This window comes from Exiguobacterium sp. s43 (genome assembly GCF_018617255.1).
Taxonomy (GTDB): domain Bacteria; phylum Bacillota; class Bacilli; order Exiguobacteriales; family Exiguobacteriaceae; genus Exiguobacterium; species Exiguobacterium profundum.
On the sequence record NZ_JACSJT010000001.1, the window covers coordinates 862263 to 886826 of the forward strand.

At 48.0% G+C, this 24564-nt stretch carries 21 protein-coding genes; 17 read left to right on the forward strand and 4 right to left on the reverse strand.

Annotated elements, in window-relative coordinates; genetic code table 11:
• Window positions 1-12: 12 nt before the first annotated feature.
• Window positions 13-450: a universal stress protein gene (locus tag KNO79_RS04425; protein WP_012726732.1), complete on the reverse strand. Its 438-nt coding sequence runs from the start codon at window positions 448-450 to the stop codon at window positions 13-15.
• Between the two features lie 183 nt (window positions 451-633).
• On the opposite strand from KNO79_RS04425, the gene KNO79_RS04430 reads away from it, so the two are divergent.
• Together KNO79_RS04430 and KNO79_RS04435 are read left to right on the forward strand one after the other, a co-directional pair.
• Entirely contained in the window at window positions 634-1359 is a 726-nt protein-coding gene (locus KNO79_RS04430) for an SDR family oxidoreductase (protein ID WP_074036502.1), read from the forward strand.
• A gap of 10 nt (window positions 1360-1369) precedes the next feature.
• Window positions 1370-2092 carry a metallophosphoesterase family protein gene (locus tag KNO79_RS04435; protein WP_214690725.1) on the forward strand — a complete coding sequence of 241 codons (723 nt, stop codon included), beginning with the start codon at window positions 1370-1372 and terminating at the stop codon, window positions 2090-2092.
• Window positions 2093-2136: 44 nt separating this feature from the next.
• On the opposite strand, the gene KNO79_RS04440 is transcribed toward KNO79_RS04435, so the two are convergent.
• Window positions 2137-3234: a M24 family metallopeptidase gene (locus KNO79_RS04440; protein ID WP_196430906.1), complete on the reverse strand. Its 1098-nt coding sequence runs from the start codon at window positions 3232-3234 to the stop codon at window positions 2137-2139.
• A gap of 165 nt (window positions 3235-3399) precedes the next feature.
• Here KNO79_RS04440 and KNO79_RS04445 point away from each other — a divergent pair, with 165 nt between their 5' ends.
• Complete coding sequence (locus KNO79_RS04445) at window positions 3400-4710, forward strand: DRTGG domain-containing protein (RefSeq protein ID WP_074036504.1); 1311 nt, start codon at window positions 3400-3402, stop codon at window positions 4708-4710.
• A gap of 41 nt (window positions 4711-4751) precedes the next feature.
• Here the strand turns inward: KNO79_RS04445 and KNO79_RS04450 are convergent, their stop codons facing one another.
• Complete coding sequence (locus KNO79_RS04450; protein WP_074033432.1) at window positions 4752-5066, reverse strand: YtpI family protein; 315 nt, start codon at window positions 5064-5066, stop codon at window positions 4752-4754.
• A gap of 75 nt (window positions 5067-5141) precedes the next feature.
• Between KNO79_RS04450 and KNO79_RS04455 the strand changes: the two genes are divergently transcribed.
• Window positions 5142-6110 (forward strand): DHH family phosphoesterase, encoded by a 969-nt coding sequence (locus KNO79_RS04455; protein ID WP_074036506.1) that lies wholly within the window; start codon window positions 5142-5144, stop codon window positions 6108-6110.
• 16 nt (window positions 6111-6126) lie between these two features.
• Here the strand turns inward: KNO79_RS04455 and KNO79_RS04460 are convergent, their stop codons facing one another.
• A complete protein-coding gene (locus KNO79_RS04460) occupies window positions 6127-6318 on the reverse strand; it encodes a YtzJ family protein (RefSeq protein WP_074036509.1) in 192 nt (63 codons plus the stop codon).
• A 103-nt stretch (window positions 6319-6421) separates the two neighbouring features.
• Here KNO79_RS04460 and dnaE point away from each other — a divergent pair, with 103 nt between their 5' ends.
• The 13 genes from dnaE (at window position 6422) to polA (ending at window position 24545) form a co-directional block, all read left to right on the forward strand.
• Window positions 6422-9589, forward strand: coding sequence for a DNA polymerase III subunit alpha (dnaE, locus tag KNO79_RS04465; protein ID WP_214690726.1), 3168 nt, complete (start codon window positions 6422-6424; stop codon window positions 9587-9589).
• A gap of 77 nt (window positions 9590-9666) precedes the next feature.
• Window positions 9667-10221: a FadR/GntR family transcriptional regulator gene (locus KNO79_RS04470; protein WP_196430904.1), complete on the forward strand. Its 555-nt coding sequence runs from the start codon at window positions 9667-9669 to the stop codon at window positions 10219-10221.
• A gap of 14 nt (window positions 10222-10235) precedes the next feature.
• The gene (accD, locus tag KNO79_RS04475; RefSeq protein WP_074037903.1) at window positions 10236-11090 is read left to right on the forward strand and encodes an acetyl-CoA carboxylase, carboxyltransferase subunit beta; all 855 of its coding nucleotides are present in this window, start codon (window positions 10236-10238) and stop codon (window positions 11088-11090) included.
• A complete protein-coding gene (locus tag KNO79_RS04480) occupies window positions 11083-12018 on the forward strand; it encodes an acetyl-CoA carboxylase carboxyltransferase subunit alpha (protein WP_074036513.1) in 936 nt (311 codons plus the stop codon). Before accD ends, KNO79_RS04480 begins: the two co-directional genes overlap by 8 nt.
• A gap of 160 nt (window positions 12019-12178) precedes the next feature.
• Complete coding sequence (pfkA, locus tag KNO79_RS04485; protein WP_012726720.1) at window positions 12179-13147, forward strand: 6-phosphofructokinase; 969 nt, start codon at window positions 12179-12181, stop codon at window positions 13145-13147.
• 93 nt (window positions 13148-13240) lie between these two features.
• Window positions 13241-14983, forward strand: a complete 1743-nt coding sequence (pyk, locus tag KNO79_RS04490; RefSeq protein WP_074036515.1) for a pyruvate kinase — start codon at window positions 13241-13243, stop codon at window positions 14981-14983.
• A 67-nt stretch (window positions 14984-15050) separates the two neighbouring features.
• The gene (locus tag KNO79_RS04495) at window positions 15051-15515 is read left to right on the forward strand and encodes a DUF441 domain-containing protein (RefSeq protein WP_012726718.1); all 465 of its coding nucleotides are present in this window, start codon (window positions 15051-15053) and stop codon (window positions 15513-15515) included.
• A 184-nt stretch (window positions 15516-15699) separates the two neighbouring features.
• A complete protein-coding gene (gene citZ, locus KNO79_RS04500; protein ID WP_159562532.1) occupies window positions 15700-16812 on the forward strand; it encodes a citrate synthase in 1113 nt (370 codons plus the stop codon).
• Between the two features lie 99 nt (window positions 16813-16911).
• On the forward strand, window positions 16912-18180 hold the full coding sequence (icd, locus tag KNO79_RS04505; protein ID WP_031423152.1) for an NADP-dependent isocitrate dehydrogenase: 1269 nt from the start codon (window positions 16912-16914) through the stop codon (window positions 18178-18180).
• A gap of 21 nt (window positions 18181-18201) precedes the next feature.
• Complete coding sequence (gene mdh / locus KNO79_RS04510) at window positions 18202-19134, forward strand: malate dehydrogenase (RefSeq protein WP_159562531.1); 933 nt, start codon at window positions 18202-18204, stop codon at window positions 19132-19134.
• Between the two features lie 183 nt (window positions 19135-19317).
• Entirely contained in the window at window positions 19318-20019 is a 702-nt protein-coding gene (locus tag KNO79_RS04515; protein WP_031423155.1) for a response regulator transcription factor, read from the forward strand.
• The gene (gene pnpS / locus KNO79_RS04520; protein WP_214690727.1) at window positions 20016-21743 is read left to right on the forward strand and encodes a two-component system histidine kinase PnpS; all 1728 of its coding nucleotides are present in this window, start codon (window positions 20016-20018) and stop codon (window positions 21741-21743) included. The genes KNO79_RS04515 and pnpS overlap by 4 nt, the downstream gene beginning before the upstream one ends.
• 207 nt (window positions 21744-21950) lie before the next feature.
• Window positions 21951-24545: a DNA polymerase I gene (gene polA, locus KNO79_RS04525; RefSeq protein WP_214690728.1), complete on the forward strand. Its 2595-nt coding sequence runs from the start codon at window positions 21951-21953 to the stop codon at window positions 24543-24545.
• Window positions 24546-24564 lie beyond the last annotated feature (19 nt).

A 24564-nucleotide genomic window follows, 5' to 3' on the forward strand; every position in this document is an offset into this window, starting at 1 on the left:
ATGGATGGGTGATTATTGACGAACGATAAGGACGTCACATTTCGCATAACGGACGATGCTTTCAGAAACGCTTCCGATAAAGAACCGTTCAACGGCGTTTAAACCTGTCGCACCACAAATAATAAGATCAATATCATGGTTAGGTGCAATCTTTTTCGCAATCGTCACTTTCGGGGAACCGTATTCAATCACCGTTTCGACTTCTTTTACGCCACGCTCTTTCGCGCGATTGACATAGTCTTCAAGTAACTCTTTCGCATATGTCTCGGCACGCTCTGTGATTGTGCGGTCGTAAGCTTCTACAGTCGCAAACGTACGCGTATCAATCACATGACCAACGTACAGTTTTCCTTCGTTACGAATCGCGACATCGATTGCTGTTTCAAATGCACGTTCTGCCTCTTTAGAGCCGTCAACGGCAGATAAAATGTGTTTGTATACAATTGCCATGTAAATCCCAACCTTTCGCTCGAAATATACGTTCGGCTTACATATATAGTATACCACTTCTTTCAGTTTTCACGCTTTTTCGCCATGAAAATGCGTGAATTTTTTCATGACGATGTTCACGACATGTCCAAGTTTGGAATTCGTGTGAAAGAACGGGTAAAATAAGGCGGAGGAGGTAGGGCGATGAAACATGTAATGATTACATCTGGTGCCAAAGGGATCGGACGCGTAGTGACGGAGCGTCTGTTACAAGATGGGTGGCACGTCAGCATTTTGCAACGGAATCCGATTGACTGGGAACATGAACGGATACATATGATCGAGGCCGGATTGACGGACCGCGAACAACTGCTCTCAGCCTATGAGAAAGCGGTCGAACGTTTTGGTGAACCGAACGCCTTGATTTTAAATGCAGGTCCATATATCTTTGAGCGGAAACCGCTCGTCGAATTGACAGACGAAGAGTGGGACGAAGTACTCACGGGCAACCTGTCCGCCTCATTTTGGTTGATGCGTCGTGCGATTCCTTCCATGCGCTCAAATCGATTTGGACGCATCATCTCGTATGGGTTTCCGGAAAGTGGGACGGCCCCTGGCTGGATCCATCGTTCTGCGTTTGCCGCTGCAAAGACGGGACTCGTCAGTTTGACAAAATCGGTCGCGCTAGAAGAGGCCCCGTTCGGGATTACGGCGAACATGGTCAATCCGGGCAATATCGTCGGCTCTCAAAAGGAGATGCGCATTGATGAAGCGGAAGTGGATGAAGGAACTCCGGTCGGTCGACACGGGACAGGAGAAGATATCGCGCGTTTGATTTCGTTCTTATTACAAGAAGACTCGGACATGATCACAGGTGCCATCATCGATGTGACAGGCGGCGTCAACGTCGTCCATCAATACCGAAAGTGAGGGGAACGCGATGAAGATTGGAGTGGTCACGGACGTTCATGGAAATCTCGAGGCGTTGGAGGCTGCACTTCAAGTCATGGATGCGGAGCGGGTCGACGTCATCTGGTCGCTCGGTGACATGATTGCAATGGGACCGGACTCTAATGCGGTCATGGAGCGTTTGTTAGACCGGGGAACGCATATGATTTCTGGGAATCATGATGAAGCGGTTCTTTCCCTTTTGGCTGGACACGGTCATCCAGAAAGTTATGCTCATACGCGCCCACACCATGAGTGGGTTGCACGTCATCTAGAGACTCGATATGCAGATGTCATCGAATCCCTTCCACGAACAATGTCCGTCAAAATGGTTGGCGAAACGGTGTTCGGCATTCATTATCATATCCCGACCGAACGACGCCACGCCACGATTGTCGAAGAACCGTTTCACGAGATTCTCGAACCGACACTGGAAAATATGCAGCGACTGTATGGAGCATATACAGGAGAAATCGTGTTATTCGGACATCACCATCCTGTCCATCTGTTTGAAGATGACACCAAGCGCTACGTCAATCCTGGTGCGCTCGGAGTGGCGAAAGATGACCTGGCTCGCTTTGCCATATTATCTGAAGGAGAAACCGGGATTGCTCTTGAACTGAAGACGGTCCCATATGACAAATGTGCCTTTTTAGAGAAGATGGAACGTTATGACGTACCGCAACGGGATGTCATGCTGCGCTTGTTTTATTAAGATATGTAAAAAGTGCGATCCTTGAGAATGGATCGCACTTTTTGTCATTCAATCTCTTGAAGAGTTTTCGGATAACTCGTCAATGTGATGGGACCACTTTCTGTCATGACGAGATCGTCTTCAATACGGACTCCGCCGACTCCCGGTAGATAGATACCCGGTTCGACTGTGAACGTCATCCCGACTTGGGCGGTCATGTCATTGTTCGCTGCCATCGAGGGGTGTTCGTGTACTTCGATTCCAATTCCGTGACCGATTCGATGAGTGAAGTATTCACCATATCCTGCAGACGTGATGACTTGTCGTGCCGCGATATCGATTGCGCCGAGTGTCGTACCGACGTTCGCCATCTCGATTGCAGCTTCCTCAGCCTGAAGAACCGTTTCGTAAATCTCACGTTGTTTGCGACTCGCCTCACCGAAGACAACCGTCCGTGTGATGTCTGAACAGTATCCCTGCCAGACGACACCGAGGTCGAACAAGGCAAAATCTCCTTTTTTCAAGCGGTTGTTGCCTGGGACACCGTGAGGGTCGGCACTATTCTCACCGAACAAGACGAGCGTGTCGAACGACATTTCACGGACGCCTTGCTGTTTCATGGCGTATTCAATATCCGCGATGACCTCGAGTTCTGTCACGCCTTCACGGAGGGAGCGGATCCCGGCTTCGATGGCCATATCTGCCAACTCGGCGGCCCGCTTCATGATCCGGACTTCATCCGGTGATTTGATCATACGTAACGTTTGGAGCTCGTCTGTCAAATCGATAATTGACAGACCGGCAAAACCGGCGCGAAGCTGCTCGACTCGGTTGAATGTCAAATGCTCCCCTTCGATTCCGATTCGTTCAGGAACGATTTGGTTATCGAGGAATAACTTGACGATTTTGTCCCATGGGTTTTCATGGTCCATATACGTCACGATTTCACCTGACCAGTCACTCGCTTCGACAATCCCTTTTTCAAGTGCTGGGCAGATGATGGCAGTTGTGCCGTTCTTCAAAACTAAAATGGCGATCAATCGCTCGTGCGCTTCCGCGTATACTCCCGAGAAATAAAACACGGATGCTTTCGACGTGATGAATGCTGCATCTAACCCTTTTGTCGCTAGAGATTGTGCAATTTGATTGGTGCGTTGATTCAAGTTGAATCCCTTCCCTTCTACCTCTTACGTTGACTACTTGTCTATTATAGCTGTTTCGAAAACAGAAAGGAAATGTTGCAATTTGATTGGTACAGTTTGAACTAGTTCGACTGATACAGTATACTGAATAGAGTAGAAAATGTATTGAGAGAAGGGACTCCGCGTATGACCACAAAACATGAACAGATCATAGCACATATCGAGTCACTCGATGTAGGGTCAAAAATTTCGGTCCGCCAAATCGCCAAAGAGTTGGCTGTATCAGAAGGTACGGCTTATCGGGCCATCAAAGAAGCTGAGAACCTAGGTTTCGTATCAACCATTGAACGGGTGGGGACGATTCGGATCAAGCGAAAACATAAAGAAAATATTGAAAAGCTGACATTCGCCGAAGTCGTCAATATCGTCGATGGTCAGGTGTTGGGCGGACGTAACGGTCTCCACAAGACGCTATCGAAATTTGTAATCGGTGCCATGAAGCTCGAGGCGATGATGCGATATATCGATGTCGACTCACTCGTCATCATCGGGAACCGCGAGAAAGCGCATGAACTCGTCTTACAATCAGGTGGGGCTGTGTTGATCACAGGGGGATTCGACACAACGGATGAAGTGAAACGAATGGCAGATAAGTATGATATGCCTGTCATTTCTACATCCTATGACAGTTTTACCGTCGCGACGATGATCAACCGAGCCATCTATGACCGTCTAATCAAAAAAGAGATTTTACTCGTCTCAGATATCGTCATCCCGCTCCACGATACGTTCTATCTGAAGTCAGATGACACAGTGAAACGTTGGCACGAGCTGAATGAACGGACGAAACATAATCGGTATCCCGTCATCGATGAACAGATGAAAGTGGTCGGCGTGATCACGGCAAAGGATGTCATTGATAAATCACACGACTATGATATTGAGAAGGTCATGACGAAAAGTCCGATTACAGTAGGCGTACAAACGAGTGTCACCAATGCCGCGCACCAGATGGTGTGGGAAGGGATCGAGATGTTACCTGTCGTTGATAACTACGGACGTCTGCTTGGGATTATTAGCCGCCAAGATGTGCTGAAGGCGTTGCAACTGGCGAATCGACAACCGCAAGTCGGTGAGACGTTCGATAACATGATCACGAACCAGCTGAAAGAAGATCCTGCATCGAACGGGACGGCCTTCACGGTTGAAGTGGCCCCACAGATGACGAGTCATATGGGGACCGCCTCATCTGGCGTGTTGACGACCTTGTTGGTCGAAGGGGCGACGCGAAGTCTACGTCATATGAAGAAAGGCGATCTCGTGGTTGAGAATATCACCGTCTATTTCATGAAGCCGATTCAAATTGAAAGTCAGATTCGAGTGTCGGCCCATGTCTTCGACCTCGGTCGGAAGTTCGGGAAAGTGGATGTGGAGATGACGCAAGGGACACAACTTGTCGCCAAAGCGCTCGTCACGGCACAACTCATCGATCGGTAATAAAAAGAGCACCTGCTACAGCGCGTAGCGGGTGCTCTTTTTCATGATGGCGTATTCGTCGGTTCTTCTGCGGCGAGAGGGTAAATTTTGCGGTAACGGATAAATCCGACAACAGCATTCCCTAAACCGACGACTAACATGACGATGCTGACAATCCAACCGACAGATGAATTCAGACCGAATCCCCCGACCATTTGGTTCGCAGCGAACAATGCGAGGAATAAACTTAACCAGATCAACGCTTGCGTGTTGAACAACGCTTTTCGGTTTGGCGTCTTTGTCAAAAAAGCGCGGCGCTTGAAGACAAGGTACGCACCGAGCGCGAACAAAATGAGTCCAATCATGACAAGTTGCAAGTGAAGGAACCCCTTTCTATCTCGTAATCTGTTATCATCATACCATAATAGTGTGTAGGAAAGTGAGGAATCATCATGACGCAATGGCAGGAAGCGGATACAATCAAATCAGAAATTGAGGCGGCTGACACCATTTTCATTCACCGCCACGTACGACCAGACCCTGATGCGTTGGGGAGCCAGCTTGGTTTACAGCGCATTCTAAAATCGGTTCATCCGGAGAAGCAAATCTATGTGGTCGGTGGCATGGTTCCAGACCTCGAGTTTTTAGGAAAGATGGAACATGTCGAAGAAGAAATGTATCAAGACGCGCTCGTCCTTATATTAGATACGGCGAATCAAGAGCGAATCGATGGACCATTTGCGCTAAAAGGGAAGACAATCATTAAAATCGATCATCATCCCGATGAAGATCCATATGCGATGACACAGATTGTCGATACCTCGGTCAGTTCGACGTCTGAGATGATTGTGGAACTCGCGGACATTTGGAGATATCCAATCGACCAAGAGGCGGCATTTTTACTCTATGCCGGCATCGTAGGCGACACAGGACGATTCCAGTTTCGAAATGCTACGGCCCGAACGTTTGAGATTGCTTCGGCGCTGATCGCGAAAGACATCGATACGAATAAATTGTACCGACACATGTATAAGACCAACTTAGCGACTCTTCAGTTACAAGGGTACGTGTTACAGCACGTCAATGTCACAGAAGAAGGCGTCGGCTATGTGAAGATTGACAAGGACGTGCTCCGGACGTTCCATGCGTCCCCGGAAGCGGCATCGCAACTCGTCAATAGCTTCTCTGGCCTCGAAGGATTGAAATGTTGGGTCATGTTCGTGGAAAACAAAGAAGAGATTCGTGTGCGCATCCGGTCGAAAGGTCCTGTCATCAATGAAGTGGCCAAGCGATACCGTGGGGGAGGTCATCCGATGGCGGCTGGTGCCACGATTGACACATGGGATGAGATGGATGACGTGATTGCGGCTTTGAATGAAGTGGCTGGGGAATTCACGTTTGAAGAAAATGAAGAGAGCTGACCGAGGTCAGCTCTCTTCATTTGTCTCCATTTTCCTTTGGGATGAACCATGTACCTCGTTCGGTCACGTCCTCGACGACGTCGAGCTGATACTCAGTAATGTACTTACGGAGCCGGTCGATGATTTCTGGGCTGTCGGCAAACACTGTTTGACCATGCTGTAATTTTTCTAACTTATCGCGTGCAATCTGTCCCCGATTGATAATCATACGCTTTTACCCCCTTTTGTCGTGAGTTTTGTCTATAATTATTGTATCAGAGAAGTGATGAATTGAGTTTGACAATTCCATTAATATAGAAAGGAGGCCAACGATGATTCATCTGAATGTCAGAACTGCTTATAGTTTACTACAAAGTACAATCCGGTTAGAGCAATATGTCCTGCAGATGACCGAACGGGGAAGTCGTTCCGTGGCGATCGCAGACGATGCGTTCTATGGGGTTCCGACATTTTTGTCATATTGCCAACGATATGAGGTGAAACCGCTCATCGGACTGAGAACGGTCCTCCGATTGGATGGGTTAGACGTATCCGTGATTGTGTATTCATCTAACGAAACGGAGCTTAAGGAACAATATCGTATCATCCAGGCGGGAGGAATTGAAGGACGGACAACGATGCCGCTGATCGTACTACCTGAAAATTGGAAAGCGAGTGATCCGGTTCACCGGCGTCGCCTTTATCATCAACTCTTGTCGTTTGTCGATGAAGAGAAGCTGTGGCTCGGACTCCCGGCACCTCAGACTACGGAACAGGTACAAGTGTTGAAACAACTTCGTCTCATGCGCGAAGAGCTTGCTGTCCAATTGATTCCGGCCCCTGAAACGAGATACATGAGACCGGAAGATGTGGAAGGATTCCGAGCCATTTCTGCCATTCGCGAAGGGGACGTGATGTCGAATGAAGACGTGCGACAAAAAGGATTGCACGTTCGACTACCGAGTGAAATGAATGACTGGTTCACAACAGAAGAATTATCGGAACTGGATCGATTCGAGGCATTGATTCGACTGGATCATCTACCACGTGCGGAAGGGGCGATTCCAGAAATTCCGGATGCCGATCAAAAGCTGAAACGACTTGTCGGTGAGCGGTTGAAGGCGATGGAACTCGTGAAAGAACCTTACATCGAGCGGGCAAAGTTTGAGCTTGAAGTCATCGCCAATACCGGATTTTCTTCCTATTTCTTGATCGTGGAAGACATCGTTCGGTTTGCTCGAGAATCTGGGATTGAAGTAGGTCCGGGGCGTGGATCGGCAGCAGGTTCACTCGTCAGTTTTGCCCTCCATATCACGGAAGTCGATCCGGTTCATTACGGGTTGTTGTTTGAACGATTCTTAAATCCAGAGCGTGTGTCGATGCCAGACATAGACCTCGATTTTGAAGATGAACGTCGTGAGGAAGTGGTTTCTTACGTACTATCAAGATACGGTCATACGCATGCCGCACAGATCGGGACACTTGCCACGTTCGGTGCGAAAGCGGCAATTCGAGACGTTGCGAGAGCGCTCGGGATGACTCTTGAGGAAGGGCAGGCTGCGAGCAAGCAAGTGAAAGCCGGAGGACTTGATGAACTGATGTCGAGCCAGAAGCAGATGAAGTGGTTTGCCGGTAGCCAAAAGCGTCAGCAGTTATTACGGATTGCGAAACAGCTAGAAGGTTTGCCGCGTCAATCCTCTGTTCACGCGGCGGGAGTGGTGCTCAGTCGTCAACCGATTGAAGAAGTGACTCCGCTCCAACCCGAACTTGAAGAACACGTGACCCAATATAATATGAAGGATTTGGAAGAGGTCGGGCTTCTGAAAATTGACTTGCTCGGATTACGAAACTTGAGTCGCTTGCGAAAGATGGAGGATTTGATTCGAGAAAGTGATGCGCTGTTCTCTCTGAAAACAATTCCGTTAAACGATGCTCGGACGTATCGATTGCTTGCGAGAGGTGAGACGGACGGAATCTTCCAATTTGAATCGACCGGGATGAAGCAAGCGCTTCGACAAGTGAAACCGACTGAGTTTGAAGATATCGTTGTCACGATGTCACTCTATCGCCCGGGACCGATGCAATTCATCGAAACGTATGCGAAGCGAAAACACGGTATGCCTTACCAACCAGTCCACCCAGACGTAGAAGACGTCATGAGACCGACATACGGTGTACTCGTCTATCAAGAACAGGTGATGAAACTTCTCCGTAAAATCGGAGGCTATTCCTATGCGGAAGCGGATTTGGTCAGACGTGCTATTGCCAAAAAGGATACCGGAACGATTGCTCGGGAACGAGAACGATTTTTGCAACAAGCAAAAGCGGGAGACCAGGACGTCTTGGCGCAAATCTTTTCATGGATTGAAAAGTTTGCCGGGTACGGATTTAACCGCTCTCACGCTGTCGCCTACAGTTTGATCAGTTACCGATTGGCTTACGTCAAAGCACATTTCCCTCGTGTCTTTCATGTGGTGACATCAGAAAAAACAACGGAACTTGTCAGACTGTTACGGAAAGATCAAATTCCGGTGTACCCACCGGACGTCTTACATGGTCACGCTGACGCGACACTTGAGGGACCGGGCGTCCGGCTCGGGTTGAAGGCGGTCCAGGGGTTGACCAAACGGGATGTGGACCGACTGATTGAACTGAACGGGCAGTTGAAAGATGTCAGAACGCTTCAAGAAGCCATGGAGTGGAAAAATAAAGACCAACTGAAATTACGTCGATTACTTGGTGCGGGCGCGCTCGACCGGATGTATCACGGTGACCGGACACATGCCTTTGAAGCAGTCGAACGTTTGCGAGAAGAAGCGGGAACACATTTTTTACCGGATGAGCTGTCTTCACTCGGACTAAAACAGAAAAAAGTGAAAGAACCGAATTGGTCTGAAGAAGAGAGGGAGTCGCTCGGGACATGGGTGGTCCACTCTCCATTGACGGCACTTCCGGATATCGGGATCGAACCGTCTACAATTGAAGAAGTCATGAATGGAACAAACGGTTATCTCGTCGTATATGTAGATGACGTACGTACGTTCATGACAAAAAAACAAGAACGGATGGGTGTTCTCATGGTGGACGATGGCATGACGCAAGACGAGGTCGTCGTGTTTCCTCGAACATTCGCGCAGTTTGGACGGTCCCTCTATGCCGGTAACATCTTGTTACTCGAGGTCCATTCGAATGAACGGGATGGTCGCAAGCAATTGATTGTCGAACGGGTTCGACCGTTACATGGGCAAGCCTTATTCATCCGGCTCACACTCGACCGCTTCCCTGAATTGGAAGATTGGATTCAACGAGCACAAGGGGATGTCCCGGTTGTATGCCGATTCACGGATTCGAAGGAAGTGAAACAACTGGCTTCAGCTTTTTCAATCAATCCGAATGAAGAGTATGTGGCGGAAGCGAAAAGACGGTTCGGGGAAGAAAATGTCGTACTGAAACGAATCGATACAAAAATGGTTGGTCCAGAAACTAGTACCAAGTCCTAAAAAGTGATATAATCGCACTAATTGGTCTGACCACTTAAGTTTGATAGGTGATCCAAAAAAGGGAGTTGAACGGTCAGATGCATGAAAAACACGCATCCTCATTTCACGGAAACATTTCAAAGATTAGAAAATTAATTGTCCAATCGTCTTTAGTTCCAGGTGATCGGCTTCCATCCGAACGAGAGCTCGCCGAAACGCTGTCCATTAGCCGCGCTTCGGTTCGCGAAGCGTTACGAGCGTTGAGCTTTTTAGGCATCGTGGAGACGAGACATGGTGGTGGTACCTTTTTGTGTGAGCAAGACCGACATCGGTACATTGAGATATTGTCGGAGTTCATTGTGACCAAACAGACGAAAGCGACCGATATTATTGAGATGCTTCGACTATTGGAGCGCATGGCGTTTTCAGAAATTGAACCGACTAAGGAACGACTGGCTCTATTAGAAACGGTGATCGAAGATGATCGAACGTTTCGCCAGCAACTCATCTTTCAGTTGAAGAATGAACTGTTCATTCGAATTTGGAGTGAGGTCAATCGCTTTTTTGACGGATTAGACGTTGGGGATTTATATACGCTCGAGGAACGGAAACGATTTGTCGAGACGTGGCGTGGAATGGGGATGCCGGAATGAACGAGGGGGAAGCGATGACTGCTTTTTTCAAGAAACCGAAACGATATATGCCATTGCGTCAACGAGAACCAAAGATTGACGCACCACAGGGATTGATGACGAAATGTCCATCTTGTAAATATATGCATTATACAAAACAGTTGAATGAGAACCACAAAGTATGTGATTGCGGCTATCATTTTCCGCTTCAGGCGCAAGAACGGATTGATATGCTTGTCGACGAAGGGTCTTTCGAACGCTTTGCGGGACCGTCTGTCAAGGCGAATCCACTCGACTTCCCTGACTATGAGGAAAAGTTGACGAAAGATCGTGAGCGGACCGGGATTGAAGAGGCCGTCGTATGTGGAAAGGCGACAATCGACGGACTACCACTCGTTGTCTGTGTGATGGATGCGAGATTCCGTATGGGGTCGATGGGTGCATACGTTGGAGAAGCGATTGCTTCGGCTGTCCGAAACGCCACATCACTCGGGCTTCCAGTCGTCTTGTTCACAGCATCAGGTGGGGCTCGGATGCAAGAAGGAATGGTCAGTTTGATGCAGATGGCCAATACGTCCATCGCTCTAAAAGAACATGACGAAGCAGGACTGCTGTACATCGCGTATTTGACTCATCCGACGACAGGTGGTGTGTCAGCGAGTTTTGCGATGCTCGGCGACTTGAACGTCGCAGAGCCGGGAGCGCTCATCGGGTTTGCAGGACGACGAATCATCGAACAGACGATTCGGGAAAAACTTCCAGAGAACTTTCAAACTGCTGAGTTTTTACTTGAGTCAGGGCAGCTGGATGCGGTCATTCATCGTGAACAGATGCGTTCGTTCTTGAAGAGGATGATTGAATTACACGATGGGGGTGTCCGTCATGTTTGACCCAATCAAAGAAGTCACTGAACAGCTGAATAAATTACGGGAGACCGCTGAGACGAAAGGGATTGATTTATCCCGAGAGATTCGTCATCTCGAGTTAAAGCTCGACCGATTAGAAAAAGATATTTATGGGAATATGAAACCGTGGGATCGCGTCCAGTTGGCGCGAAACCCGAAGCGACCGACAACGCTCGATTATATCCAGCATTTATTCCCTGACTTCATGGAACTCCATGGGGACCGACATGGGTATGACGATGCGGCAATCGTATCTGGACTTGCGACGTTTGAAGGAGTGCCGGTGACGATTATCGGACATCAGCGTGGGCGAAACACGAAAGAGAACATGAAACGGAACTTTGGTATGCCGCACCCGGAGGGCTATCGAAAAGCATTGCGTTTCATGAAACAAGCCGAAAAGTTCAACCGTCCTATTTTGACATTCATTGACACGAAAGGGGCTTATCCGGGGAAAGCCGCAGAAGAGAGAGGGCAAAGTGAAGCGATTGCCCGTAACTTGTTTGAGATGGCGACGCTGAAAGTGCCCATCGTCTCCGTTGTCATTGGAGAAGGTGGTTCAGGTGGTGCGCTTGGGATTGGTGTATGCGACCGTCTATTGATGCTTGAGAATAGTACGTACTCAGTCATCTCGCCAGAAGGTGCAGCGGCACTATTGTGGAAAGACGCGAAACAAGCAGAGCGTGCGGCAGAGACGATGAAGATTACAGCACAAGATTTATTCAACCTAGGGATTGTCGATGAAGTGGTAGGAGAAGTGTATGGGGGGGCACACGTTGATGTGTCACTACAGTCGTCACTCTTGAAACCTGTCTTATTACAGCACATGAACGAGTTGCTTGCGCAATCGACTTCTGAGCTGATTCAAGGACGTGCGACCAAATATCATCAAATTGGCACAATTAATGAGTGAAAACGGTAACAATGGCTTTGAATAAAGCTTTATTCATTCATCAAGTGACTGCTTTGTGAGATACCCTGTGCATTTTTTTCACATACTTGTGTTGTAAAACAAAGGTCAGACGTGGTATTTTATTTTCAGATTTCGTTAAAACACATAAGAGGTGAGCGACGTGAATTTAAAACGTATTGCGGTATTAACAAGCGGAGGAGACGCTCCTGGAATGAACGCTGCTGTCCGTGCCGTGACCCGAAAAGCAATTTTTGAAGGTCTTGAAGTGTACGGCGTGTATAACGGCTATCAAGGATTAATCGAAGGTGATTTAGTCGAATTAAATCTTGGATCAGTCGGCGACATCATTCAACGTGGAGGTACGTTCCTTCGCTCTGCGCGCTGTCCTGAATTCAGAACAGAAGAAGGTCGCGCAAAAGCAGTAGAACAGTTGAAGAAATTCAATATCGATGCCCTCGTGGTCATCGGTGGAGACGGCTCTTATCGCGGAGCTCAAAAATTGACTGAACTCGGATTCCCAACAATCGGCCTTCCGGGTACAATCGATAACGATATCCCAGGAACAGATGCGACAATCGGTTTCGACACAGCACTCAATACAGCGCTTGATGCGATCGATAAGATTCGTGATACGGCGTCATCACATGAACGTACGTATGTCATCGAGGTCATGGGTCGCGACGCTGGTGATATCGCGCTTTATTCTGGTCTCGCTGGTGGTGCTGAGTCGATTCTCGTCCCAGAACGTCCAGAGGATTTGAATGCAATCGTGGAACGAATCAATCACGGGATTGCACGCGGTAAGAAGCACTCGATCGTCATTGTTGCTGAAGGTGCGGGAAGTGCAGAAGAAATCGGCAAATTGATTGCTGAGAAGACGAACTCAGAAACACGCGTCACGATTCTCGGTCACATCCAACGTGGTGGTTCCCCAACTGCCGCTGACCGTGTCCTTGCAAGTCGTATGGGTGCATACGCTGTTGAGATCTTGCTTGAAGGGAAAGCGGGCCGCGTTGTCGGAATCCGTAACAACCAGATGATGGATCTTGATATCGATGAGGCGCTCGACAATAACAAGCACACGATTGATATGCAATTGATTGACCTCGTTAACCAATTGTCGATTTAAACGATTTTGTATGTTGCAGAGACGGGATACGGTCCAAGGCCCCCCGTTTTCTGTTTGTAAGTTGCACTATATCCCCTAGGAGGTTTTTATATTATGCGTAGAACGAAAATTGTATGTACCATTGGACCGGCTTCTGAGAAGCGTCTTCCTGAGATGATCGAAGCTGGGATGAACGTTGCCCGTCTCAACTTCTCACACGGTGACTATGAAGAGCACGGCGCTCGTATCCGTGACATCCGTGAAGCGGCGAAAGCAGCGGGTAAAGTTGTCACTGTTCTTCTCGACACAAAAGGTCCAGAGATCCGCACGCATACATTCGAAGACGGTAAGGCACTTCTTGAAAAAGGCAAAGAAGTCACAATCGTCTCAACGGAAGAAATCGTCGGAACGAAAGATCGTTTCTCTGTGACGTACGAAGGACTCTACGATGATGTGGAAGTCGGTTCACACATCATGCTCGACGACGGTCTCATCGGACTCCGTGTCGTTGAAAAGCTTGATAACCGTGATCTCCGTTGCGTCATTGAAAACGAAGGAATCATCAAGACGAAGAAAGGTGTTAACTTGCCAAACGTCAAGGTAAACCTTCCTGCCCTCACGGACAAAGACATCGCGGACATCGAGTTCGGGATCTCACAAGACATTGACGTGATTGCAGCATCATTCGTACGTCGTGCATCTGACGTAGTTGAAATTCGCCAACTTCTCGAGAAACATAACGCATCACACATCAAGATTTACCCGAAAATCGAGAACCAAGAAGGTGTCGATAACATCGAAGAAATCTTGGCAATCTCTGACGGTTTGATGGTAGCCCGTGGGGACCTCGGAATTGAAATCCCGACAGAAGAAGTGACACCAGTTCAAAAAGAACTCATCAAGAAGTGTAACGATCTCGGGAAGCCGGTCATCACAGCAACGCAAATGCTTGATTCAATGCAACGTAACCCGCGTCCGACACGTGCGGAAGCATCAGACGTAGCAAACGCAATCTTGGATGGAACAGACGCAGTCATGCTTTCTGGTGAAACAGCTGCAGGGGACTACCCAATCGAATCTGTTCAAATGCAAGCTGCAATCGCAGAGCGTACAGAACGCATGCTCGACTACAAAAACTTGTTGAAAGATCGTCAGAAGCGCAGTGAGCACACAGTGACGGATGCGATCTCTCAAGCGGTTGCGCACACGGCAATCAACTTGAACGCCAAAGCAATCTTGACACCGACACAATCAGGTTATACGGCTGCTCGTACAGCGAAGTATCGTCCTGAAGCGAACATCATCGCGGTGACAGAATCGGAGCGCGTTGCGCGTCAATTGAACCTCGTATGGGGCGTATACCCAATCGTTGCTGAAACAATGCCGAACAACACGGATGAAATGTTGGTTCAAGCATCGGAAGCGGCACGTCACGCTGGATTCGTCACTGACGGTGACCTCGTTGTCATCTCAGCTGGTATTCCTGCGGCGACAGCTGGTACGACAAACATGATGAAAGTCCACATCGTTGGTCACGCTCTCGCAGACGGGCGTGGAATCGGTGAGCGCGGTGTTGTTGGAGAAGTCGTTGTCGCGAAAAATGCGGATGAAGCAAATGCAAAAGCGAAAGACGGCATGATCCTTGTCGCACCATTCACAGATAAAGAAATGATGCCTGCGATCGAAAAAGCGGCTGGAATCATCACAGAAGACGGCGGATTGACGAGCCATGCTGGGATCGTTGGACCATCACTTCGCAAGCCAGTCATCGTAGGTGTTGATGCAGCGACAGCATCGCTTCGTGACGGTCAGATGATTTCAATCGACCCACTCACAGGTAAAATCTACAACGCATAATTGAACGACAATCGAACCGGCCTTCTACAAAGGTCGGTTCTTTTTCCGTTCGAAGAAAGGAATACGTATGAGTGCATATCTATTTTTATTGATGCTTGTCTTAATCGGTGTCATTTCAAATAACCAATCTGTCATTATCGCAAGTAGCGTCTTGTTGATCATCAAAGCAATCGGATTCGGAGACCAGTTATTTCCGACACTTGCATCGAAAGGAATCAGCTGGGGTGTGACAATCATTACGATCGCAGTTCTCGTCCCAATCGCGACCGGCGATATCGGGTTTAAAGAATTGTGGAATAGTATTAAAGGGCCGGTCGGGATTGTCGCATTTGCCTCAGGGATGTTCGTTGCCATTGCTGCGGGGCAAGGTGTACAACTGATGCGTGTCGACCCGGTCGTCACCACGGCACTCCTCGCAGGTACGATTCTAGCGGTTGGATTCATGAAAGGGATTCCCGTTGGACCGCTTGTCGGAGCTGGTATCGCGGCATTGATTTTAGGTGGATATCAAGTCATTGAAAAATGGTTTTGATATTTTCTGACAACTGAAGCCGCTTACATTTCTTTTTTGCAATAAATTGTTTATACTATATAAAGGACAGGGTAAACGGAGACTGGGTGAATGCAGGGGAACAACCCGTCCCGTATCCTTATTCCCTATAAACAGACTGTTTTTACGGTCGACCACTTTATACAAGACTGAGGGGGAGTTATGAATGTCAACGACAAAAGGGTTAGAAGGTATTGTGGCAGCAGCCTCAAAAGTCAGCTCAATTATTGACGGACAATTGACTTACGGAGGATACACCATTGATGATTTAGCGGACAACGCCACATTCGAAGAAGTAGTGTTCTTATTGTGGAACGACCGCTTACCAAATGCAGAGGAATTGACAGCGCTCTCAGATGCGCTTGTAAAAGAAGCGACATTGCCTGAAGAGGTGATTGATACGTTAAGACGTGCACCGAAATCAGCCAATGCAATGGCGACGATTCGTACGGCACTTTCACAACTCGCTCTATATGATGAGGAATCTGAAGACATGAGTGACGAGGCCAACATGCGTAAAGCGATTCGCCTACAAGCACAAGTCGCTACAATCGTGACGGCATTCGCCCGTCTTCGTAAAGGGGAGCAGCCGGTCGCACCGAAACCAGGTCTTTCTTACGCTGCGAACTTCTTATACATGCTAAACGGTGAAGAGCCGAGCGATGTAGCAGAAAAGACGATTGATAAAGCGCTCATCTTACACGCAGACCACGAGTTGAATGCTTCGACATTCACTGCTCGCGTTTGTGTAGCGACGCTCTCGGATATGTACTCAGGTGTCACGGCGGCCATGGGGGCACTCAAAGGGCCACTTCACGGTGGTGCGAACGAAGCGGTAATGAAAATGTTGCACGAGATCGACTCGGTCGACCGTGTTGAAGAATATGTTCGTGGCAAATTCGAGCGCAAAGAGAAGATCATGGGCTTCGGTCACCGCGTTTACAAGGATGGCGATCCACGTGCGAAACATTTGAAAGAAATGAGCCGTCAGTTGACTGCTCAAATCGGCGAACCGAAATGGTATGAGATGTCTGAGAAAATCGACCATCTTGTCGAAACGGAAAAAGGTTTGAAACCAAATGTCGATTTCTATTCAGCTTCAACTTATTATGCGCTCGGTCTCGAAGAAGATCTATTCACACCAATCTTCGCCGTATCTCGTATGTCTGGCTGGATTGCGCACATTCTCGAGCAATATGCGGATAATCGCTTGATTCGTCCACGTGCGGAATATGTCGGTGAAACGAGCCGTAAGTATGTTCCGGTAAACGAACGTTAATTCGAGACACATTTTAGACAAAAGTTTGGTAAACTAACAAGTGACGTAGGTCGGCGCACGCGTCGACCTACAGTAATGTACTTAGGGGGATTCATTATGTTGACACAAGGACAAAAGATTACAGTTGAAAACGGTGTATTGAACGTACCAAATGTACCGACCGTACCATTCATTATCGGTGACGGAACAGGTCCTGACATTTGGAATGCGGCTGTTCGCGTATTTGACGCTGCGGTTGAAAAAGCATATGGCGGCGACAAGAAAATCGAATGGATGGAAGTATATGCTGGGGAAAAAGCATATAACGAAAAAGGCGAATGGCTCCCAACAGAGACACTTGATCAAATTCGTGAGTACTTGATTGCCATCAAAGGACCACTTACGACTCCGGTCGGTGGAGGAATTCGTTCATTGAACGTCGCACTTCGTCAAGAACTCGATTTATATACATGCCTTCGCCCAGTTCGTTACTTCACAGGTGTTCCATCACCAGTAAAACGTCCTGAAGATACAGACATGGTCATCTTCCGTGAAAATACTGAAGATATCTATGCTGGAATCGAGTACGCTTCAGGAAGCGATGAAGTGAAAAAACTCATCAAATTCTTGCAAGACGAGATGAATGTCAACAAGATCCGTTTCCCAGAAACATCAGGAATCGGAATCAAGCCAGTTTCTTCTGAAGGAACAGAACGTTTGGTTCGTGCAGCAATTGAATATGCGATTGCGAACAACCGTAAATCTTTAACGCTCGTCCACAAAGGGAACATCATGAAGTTCACAGAAGGCGCCTTCAAAAACTGGGGTTATGCACTCGCTGAAGCGGAGTACGGTGACAAAGTGTTCACATGGGCACAGTATGACCGTATCAAAGAAGAATCTGGTGAAGCAGCTGCTAACGAAGCTCAGTCGAAAGCGGAAGCTGAAGGGAAAATTATCGTCAAAGATTCAATCGCTGATATCTTCCTCCAGCAGATTTTGACACGTCCACGTGAGTTCGACGTTGTTGCGACGATGAACTTGAACGGTGACTACATCTCAGATGCCCTTGCTGCTCAAGTAGGTGGAATCGGGATTGCACCTGGTGCGAACATTAACTACATCACAGGACATGCGATTTTCGAAGCGACACATGGTACAGCTCCGAAATACGCGGGTCTTGATAAAGTAAACCCATCTTCAGTCATCCTTTCAGGTGAGATGATGCTCCGCCACATGAACTGGAACGAAGCGGCTGACCTCATCATCAACTCAATGGAGAAAACGATCGCTTCGAAAGTTGTCACATACGACTTCGCACGTCTCATGGACGGAGCGACAGAAGTGAAATGTTCAGAGTTCGCGGATGAATTGATTAAAAACATGTAAGACGACCGAGGAGGAGAGCTCATGATTCGTCGTAACAAAATTTCTGTTATTGGAAGTGGCTTCACCGGTGCAACGACTGCACTGTACTTGGCTCAACGTGAGCTAGGGGATGTCGTACTGCTCGATATGGAAGAAAAAGTAGGACCGACGAAAGGGAAAGCGCTCGACATGCAAGAAACGGCACCGATTCAAGGGTTTGATTCGTGGGTCACAGGTACGTCTGATTACGCGGACACGGCCGATTCCGATGTGGTTGTCATTACCGCGGGAATCGCGCGCAAGCCGGGGATGAGCCGGGACGACCTCGTCGCAACGAACGCAAACGTCATGCGCTCGGTTGTGAAAGAGATTGCCCGTTACTCTCCAGACGCCATCCTGATCGTATTGACGAACCCAGTAGACGCCATGACGTACGCGGCGTTCAAAGAATCAGGGTTCCCGAAAGAACGCGTCATCGGTCAATCCGGTGTATTGGATACGGCTCGCTTCCGAACGTTTGTGGCACAAGAGCTGAATGTTTCTGTCAAAGACGTATCCGGATTCGTCCTTGGAGGTCATGGAGACGATATGGTGCCTCTCGTACGCTATTCTTACGCTGGAGGCATTCCGCTCGAAAAACTCATCCCACATGAGCGAATCGAGCAAATCGTCGAACGGACACGAAAAGGTGGCGGCGAGATTGTCCAACTACTGGGCGATGGCTCGGCGTATTATGCGCCAGCCGCTGCCATCGTGGAGATGGTCGAGGCGATTGTAAAAGATCAGCGTCGAATCTTACCGGCCATCGCATACCTTGAGGGAGAGTACGGATTCCATGATTTGTATCTTGGCGTCCCGACGATTCTTGGTAAACATGGAATTGAGCAAGTGTTAGAGCTCGACTTGACGGATGAAGAAAAAGCAGCGCTATCGAAGTCTGCGGATTCTGTCCGATCGGTATTAAGCGTCTTATAAGTTTGAGGTGCTTCCTGTCATGTTGCAGGAGGCACCTTTTTTGCGCCTTCTCTCTTATCGAACATGCTACACTGAAAGTGGATTTGTTTTGTTTTTGTAAAGATTTGCTTTGAGGTTGGTCGTTTCAAGCATTGATTTGTAAAATAGAAAGTGACATTTGATGGTTTAAGAGGAGGAAGCAGTGTGGCTGATAAAGTAATTGTTGTCGACGATGAAGTATCGATTGCGACATTATTGAAATTTAATTTAGAACAGGCTGGCTTTGAAGTAGAGACGGCGCACGATGGCAAAACCGGATTGGAATTGGCTGAGAAAAAGGACGCCGTGCTCATCGTGCTCGACTTGATGCTGCCGGAGATGGATGGACTTGAAGTGTGCAAACGACTCCGTCAGCAAAAAGTCAATACACCGATTTTAATGCTCACGGCAAAAGATGATGAGTTTGACAAAGTATTGGGGCTCGAGCTCGGAGCGGACGATTATTTGACGAAGCCGTTCAGCCCACGTGAAGTAGTCGCGCGCGTCAAAGCGATTCTTAGACGTTCTGCCCCGCAAGAATCGGCGGTTGAAGAGGACGTCATTCAAATCGGAGATGTTAAAATCGTCGCTTCAAACTACGAAGTGTTCAAGCAAGGGGAGCGCCTCGAGTTGACGCCGAAAGAATTTGAATTGTTAGCCTATTTGGCGAAAAATAAAGGACGCGTGTTGACGCGAGATCAATTATTATCGGCCATTTGGAATTATGACTTTGTGGGTGATACCCGGATTGTTGATGTCCATATCAGTCACCTTCGTGAAAAAATTGAACCGGTAACGAAGAAACCGACCTATATTAAAACGATTCGCGGTCTTGGCTATAAGATGGAGGAGCCGACTTCGGAATGAAGACGTATCGCTCTAGATTTATGACGACTCTCATTTTTCTTGTCACCGGTGTCTTGCTGACGCTCGGGATTGTCCTTGGGCAGCTCTTCAAAGACTTTTATCTGGATTCAGAACGAGATCGTCTAAAAGAAGATGCTCAATTGGCAGCCCTCTACCTCGAGGGAGGCGAATTGGACGAGATTCGTGAGTATGTCGGTCAAATTGATGACGGAAGCAGCTTTGATATTCTCCTTCTCAATAGTCGGATGGAGGTAATCGCTGGCACGCCGTTTCGCGTCGGGTCCATCGATTACAAAATTGATCCGAATATGGTCCCTGAGGAAGGGACGTTCGGTGAAGCGGATGAGGATGAGTTGATTCAATACACAAAACCGATCGAACTTGCGACGGGTGGGACAGTCTATTTAACATTCATCCGTTATGTATCGGATTTAGAAGGGGTGTACAATCGCATCTGGTTGACGATTGCCCTCGCGCTCTTCTTCTCCTTCTTCATAATTTTATTCGTGCTCCAACATTTGACGAATCAATTTATTCGACCAATCGATGAGGCGACGATTGTCTTGCGGGAACTGGCGGACGGGAATTATCGGGCCCGTGTGTATGAACTCAGAAATGATGAAGAGACCGGTAGCCTAGCAGGGTCAATCAACGTGCTTGCCCGGAATTTGGAGTCGATTTCTCTCGGGGAGTCCGTACAACGGGCGAGACTCGAATCGTTAATCGAGTATATGGGGGCGGGTCTTCTGCTCGTCGACGAGCGTGGGATCGTCACGTTGGTCAACCGTTCTTACCGTGAGATGTTCCAATACGATGATTTATCGATCGGACAGTTTTATCACGGGATTCTACCGAGTCCAGAAGTTGAAACACTGATCGAAGACGTCTATCTGACGGAGGAGGTCCATCGCCGGCAATTATCGATTCGAACGGGTTTCAATCAAAAAACGTATATGGTATCCGCGGCACCGATTTTCAGTGATACCGGGATGCTTCGCGGCACGACGTTGTTGTTCAACGATATTACAGAACTGAAGCGACTTGAGAAGATGCGGAAAGACTTCGTGGCGAACGTCAGCCATGAGTTGAAGACACCGCTCACGTCCATTCGTGGGTTTAGTGAGACGCTTCTGGATGGGGCGAAAGAAGTCCCGGAACTTCGAGACCAGTTTTTAGACATCATCCAAAAAGAAGCGACGCGGATGCAGATGCTTGTTGAGGATCTCCTTGAATTGTCGAGATTGGAGCGGGATGACTTCCAAATGGAGTTGGTGTCCGTCGATCTGAATCAGCTCGTCGATGAGGTCTGCCTCCTGCTTAGTCAAAAGGCGAGCAAGAAGTCGATTCAGCTAGAAGCGAAACACGAGGGGACGGTCGTCTTGCAAGCGGACCTGAACCGAATGAAGCAAGTCATCATGAACTTGGTCGCCAACGCCATCAACTATTCACCAGAAGGAAGTCGTGTCGAAATCGCCGTGGAAGCAAAGGCAGATTCCTATAAACTTCGCGTCAAGGACAACGGAATCGGGATCGCCGAAAAAGAAGTGAGTCGTATCTTTGAGCGCTTCTATCGTGTCGATAAGGCAAGAAGTCGGAACTCGGGTGGAACTGGCCTCGGACTCGCCATCGTGAAACACATCATCGATTTGCATCATGCCACGATCGACGTAGAGAGTGAGGAAGGCAAAGGAACGACGTTTACCATTACATTCCCTCGGGTTTAACAATGACTTTATCGTTCGTTCATATTTACTTTACAAAACCTTGCTATCCTATGAATGAGACCTCTTCATCATCTCGTGACTCGATCGGTGCTCATCTCCACACGATCGAGAATTTGGCCCTTTTCTATTCGTAGAAAAGGGCCTTTTTTTTCGAACGCATGTACCCGTATGGTATGATGGTTGAAGAGAAGAATGGAGGTCGATTGAATGAATAAACTACTAGTCCTTGATGGGAACTCCTTAACATATCGTGCGTTTTTTGCACTGCCTCCGATGTCGGATGCGTCAGGTCGGAATACGAATGCAGTGTATGGGTTTACGATGATGTTATTGAAACTAATGGAAGATGAGCAACCGACTCATTTTGCTGTGGCGTTCGATGCGTCAAAGAAAACGTTCCGTCACGATACGTTCGCGGAATACAAAGGTGGACGTCAAAAGACACCGGGAGAATTGCGTGAACAATTTCCGCTCGTGCGTGACGTTTGTCGGGCGTTTGGCATCTCTGTCTTAGAGCTTGACCAATACGAGGCGGATGATATCATCGGGACGCTCTCAAAAGACCCGACCTTTGATCAGGTGACGGTTGTGACGGGGGATAAGGATTTACTTCAATTGATCAATGAACGTGTGACGGTCTATTTGACGAAACGAGGCATCACCGAAGTTGAGAAAATGACCGTGACCGCGTTCAAGGAACGCTACGACGGACTACAACCGATTCAGATGATTGATCTAAAAGGATTAATGGGAGATAAATCCGACAACATCCCTGGTATTCCAGGGGTCGGGGAAAAGACGGCACTGAAGTTGATTGCCACATATGGTACCGTCGAGGCCCTTTACGAACATACGGATGAGTTGAAAGGGAAGCAAAAGGAAAAAGTAGAGGCGAATGAACAAGAAGCGAAAATGTCGAAACAGTTGGCGACCATTTACACGGATGTACCGATTGATGTGACGATGGATGAACTTCTCTTTAAGCCATATGACGCTTCGGTCGTCAAAACGTTATTTATGGATTTACAGTTCAAGTCACTCATCGGCAAACTGACGGATACCTCTTCAGAAGAACCGGTTGAAAAAGCGGTACGACCAACAATCGCGTTGGCCGATCAAGATTTATCGCGAGCTGTGTTAATACTTGAACAGCTGCATGATGATTATTTTGAAGAAGACGTGATTGGAGTGGCGATCGCGTCGGAACGAGGTGTCACGATTGGAGATGTGACGCTTCTTGAGGACGAACGGGTCAAGGAATGGATCGAAGACGAGACGAAGACGACGATTTGTCTCGATGCGAAGCAGACAATTATTCAATTGAAACGTCACCAATTGGCACTGCGTGGGTATGAAGACCTGCTTGTCGCAGGGTATTTGCTCAACCTATCTGGTGGGACGTCTCTCAGCTCGATTGCTGCACACTTTACGTATCCTCTTGAGGAAGATGAAACGGTCTACGGAAAAGGTGCAAAAATCAAGGTGCCGGAAGAGAATGTTTTTCATGCACATCTCGGAGAAAAGGCGTACGCCATCTATACATTGTTTGAACGTGTAGTTTCGGAGTTGAAAGAGAATGAACAGACAGAACTCTATGAGGCGCTTGAAAAACCACTCGTCTCCGTATTGGCCGAGATGGAGTGGGCTGGTATCCTCGTAAATGTCGAAACGCTTCAACATATGGAAACGGACCTGCGTGAACGTCTAAATGCACTTGAGGTCACGATTCATGAATTAGCCGGCGAACCGTTCAACATCAACTCACCGAAACAGTTAGGGGTCGTATTATTTGAAAAACTGTCACTCCCTCCTGTGAAAAAGACGAAAACGGGATACTCAACGGCAGCGGATGTCCTCGAAAAATTGGCACCGCTTCATCCGATCATTGAGAAAATCATGCATTATCGTGAACTTGGCAAACTTCAGTCCACGTATGTCGAAGGCTTGCAGAAAGTCGTGAAGGATGATGGCAAGATTCATACGCGTTATACACAGACGCTTACTCAAACGGGACGGCTTTCGTCGGTTAACCCGAACCTTCAAAATATTCCGATTCGATTAGAAGAAGGGCGTCGCATCCGTAAAGCGTTTACCGCGAGTGAACCGGGATGGGTACTTTATGCGGTCGATTACTCTCAAATCGAACTGCGCATCATGGCACATATGTCACAAGATGAGAAGATGATGGCAGCCTTCCTTCACGATGAGGATATTCATACGTCGACGGCGGCGAACGTGTTTAAAGTTTCCACTGAAGAAGTTACGTCACTCATGCGTCGTCAAGCAAAAGCCGTCAACTTCGGAATCATCTATGGCATCAGTGATTATGGACTCTCACAAAACCTAGGGATTACACGGAAAGAAGCGCAGACCTTTATCGATACGTACTTTGAACAGTTCCCTGGGGTGAAGACGTTCATGGATGCCGCGATTGAACGGGCACGTGAACACGGGTTCGTCGAGACGATGTTGAAACGACGCCGGAACATCCCGGACATCCATTCTCGTAATTTCAACTTGCGTGGGTTTGCTGAACGTACCGCAATCAACACACCGATTCAAGGAACGGCAGCGGACATTATAAAAAAAGCGATGATTGATGTCGATCATGCGTTAAACACGTCAAAACTTCAATCTAAGCTGTTGTTACAAGTACACGATGAATTGATATTCGAAGGTCCGGCCGAAGAGATGGAAGCATTAGAGAAACTCGTGACCGAAGCGATGGAACATACGGTCACACTTGATGTCCCGTTACGTGCGGACGGAGCGGTTGGAACGACATGGTTTGATACGAAATAAACGGATAGAAAGGAAATCA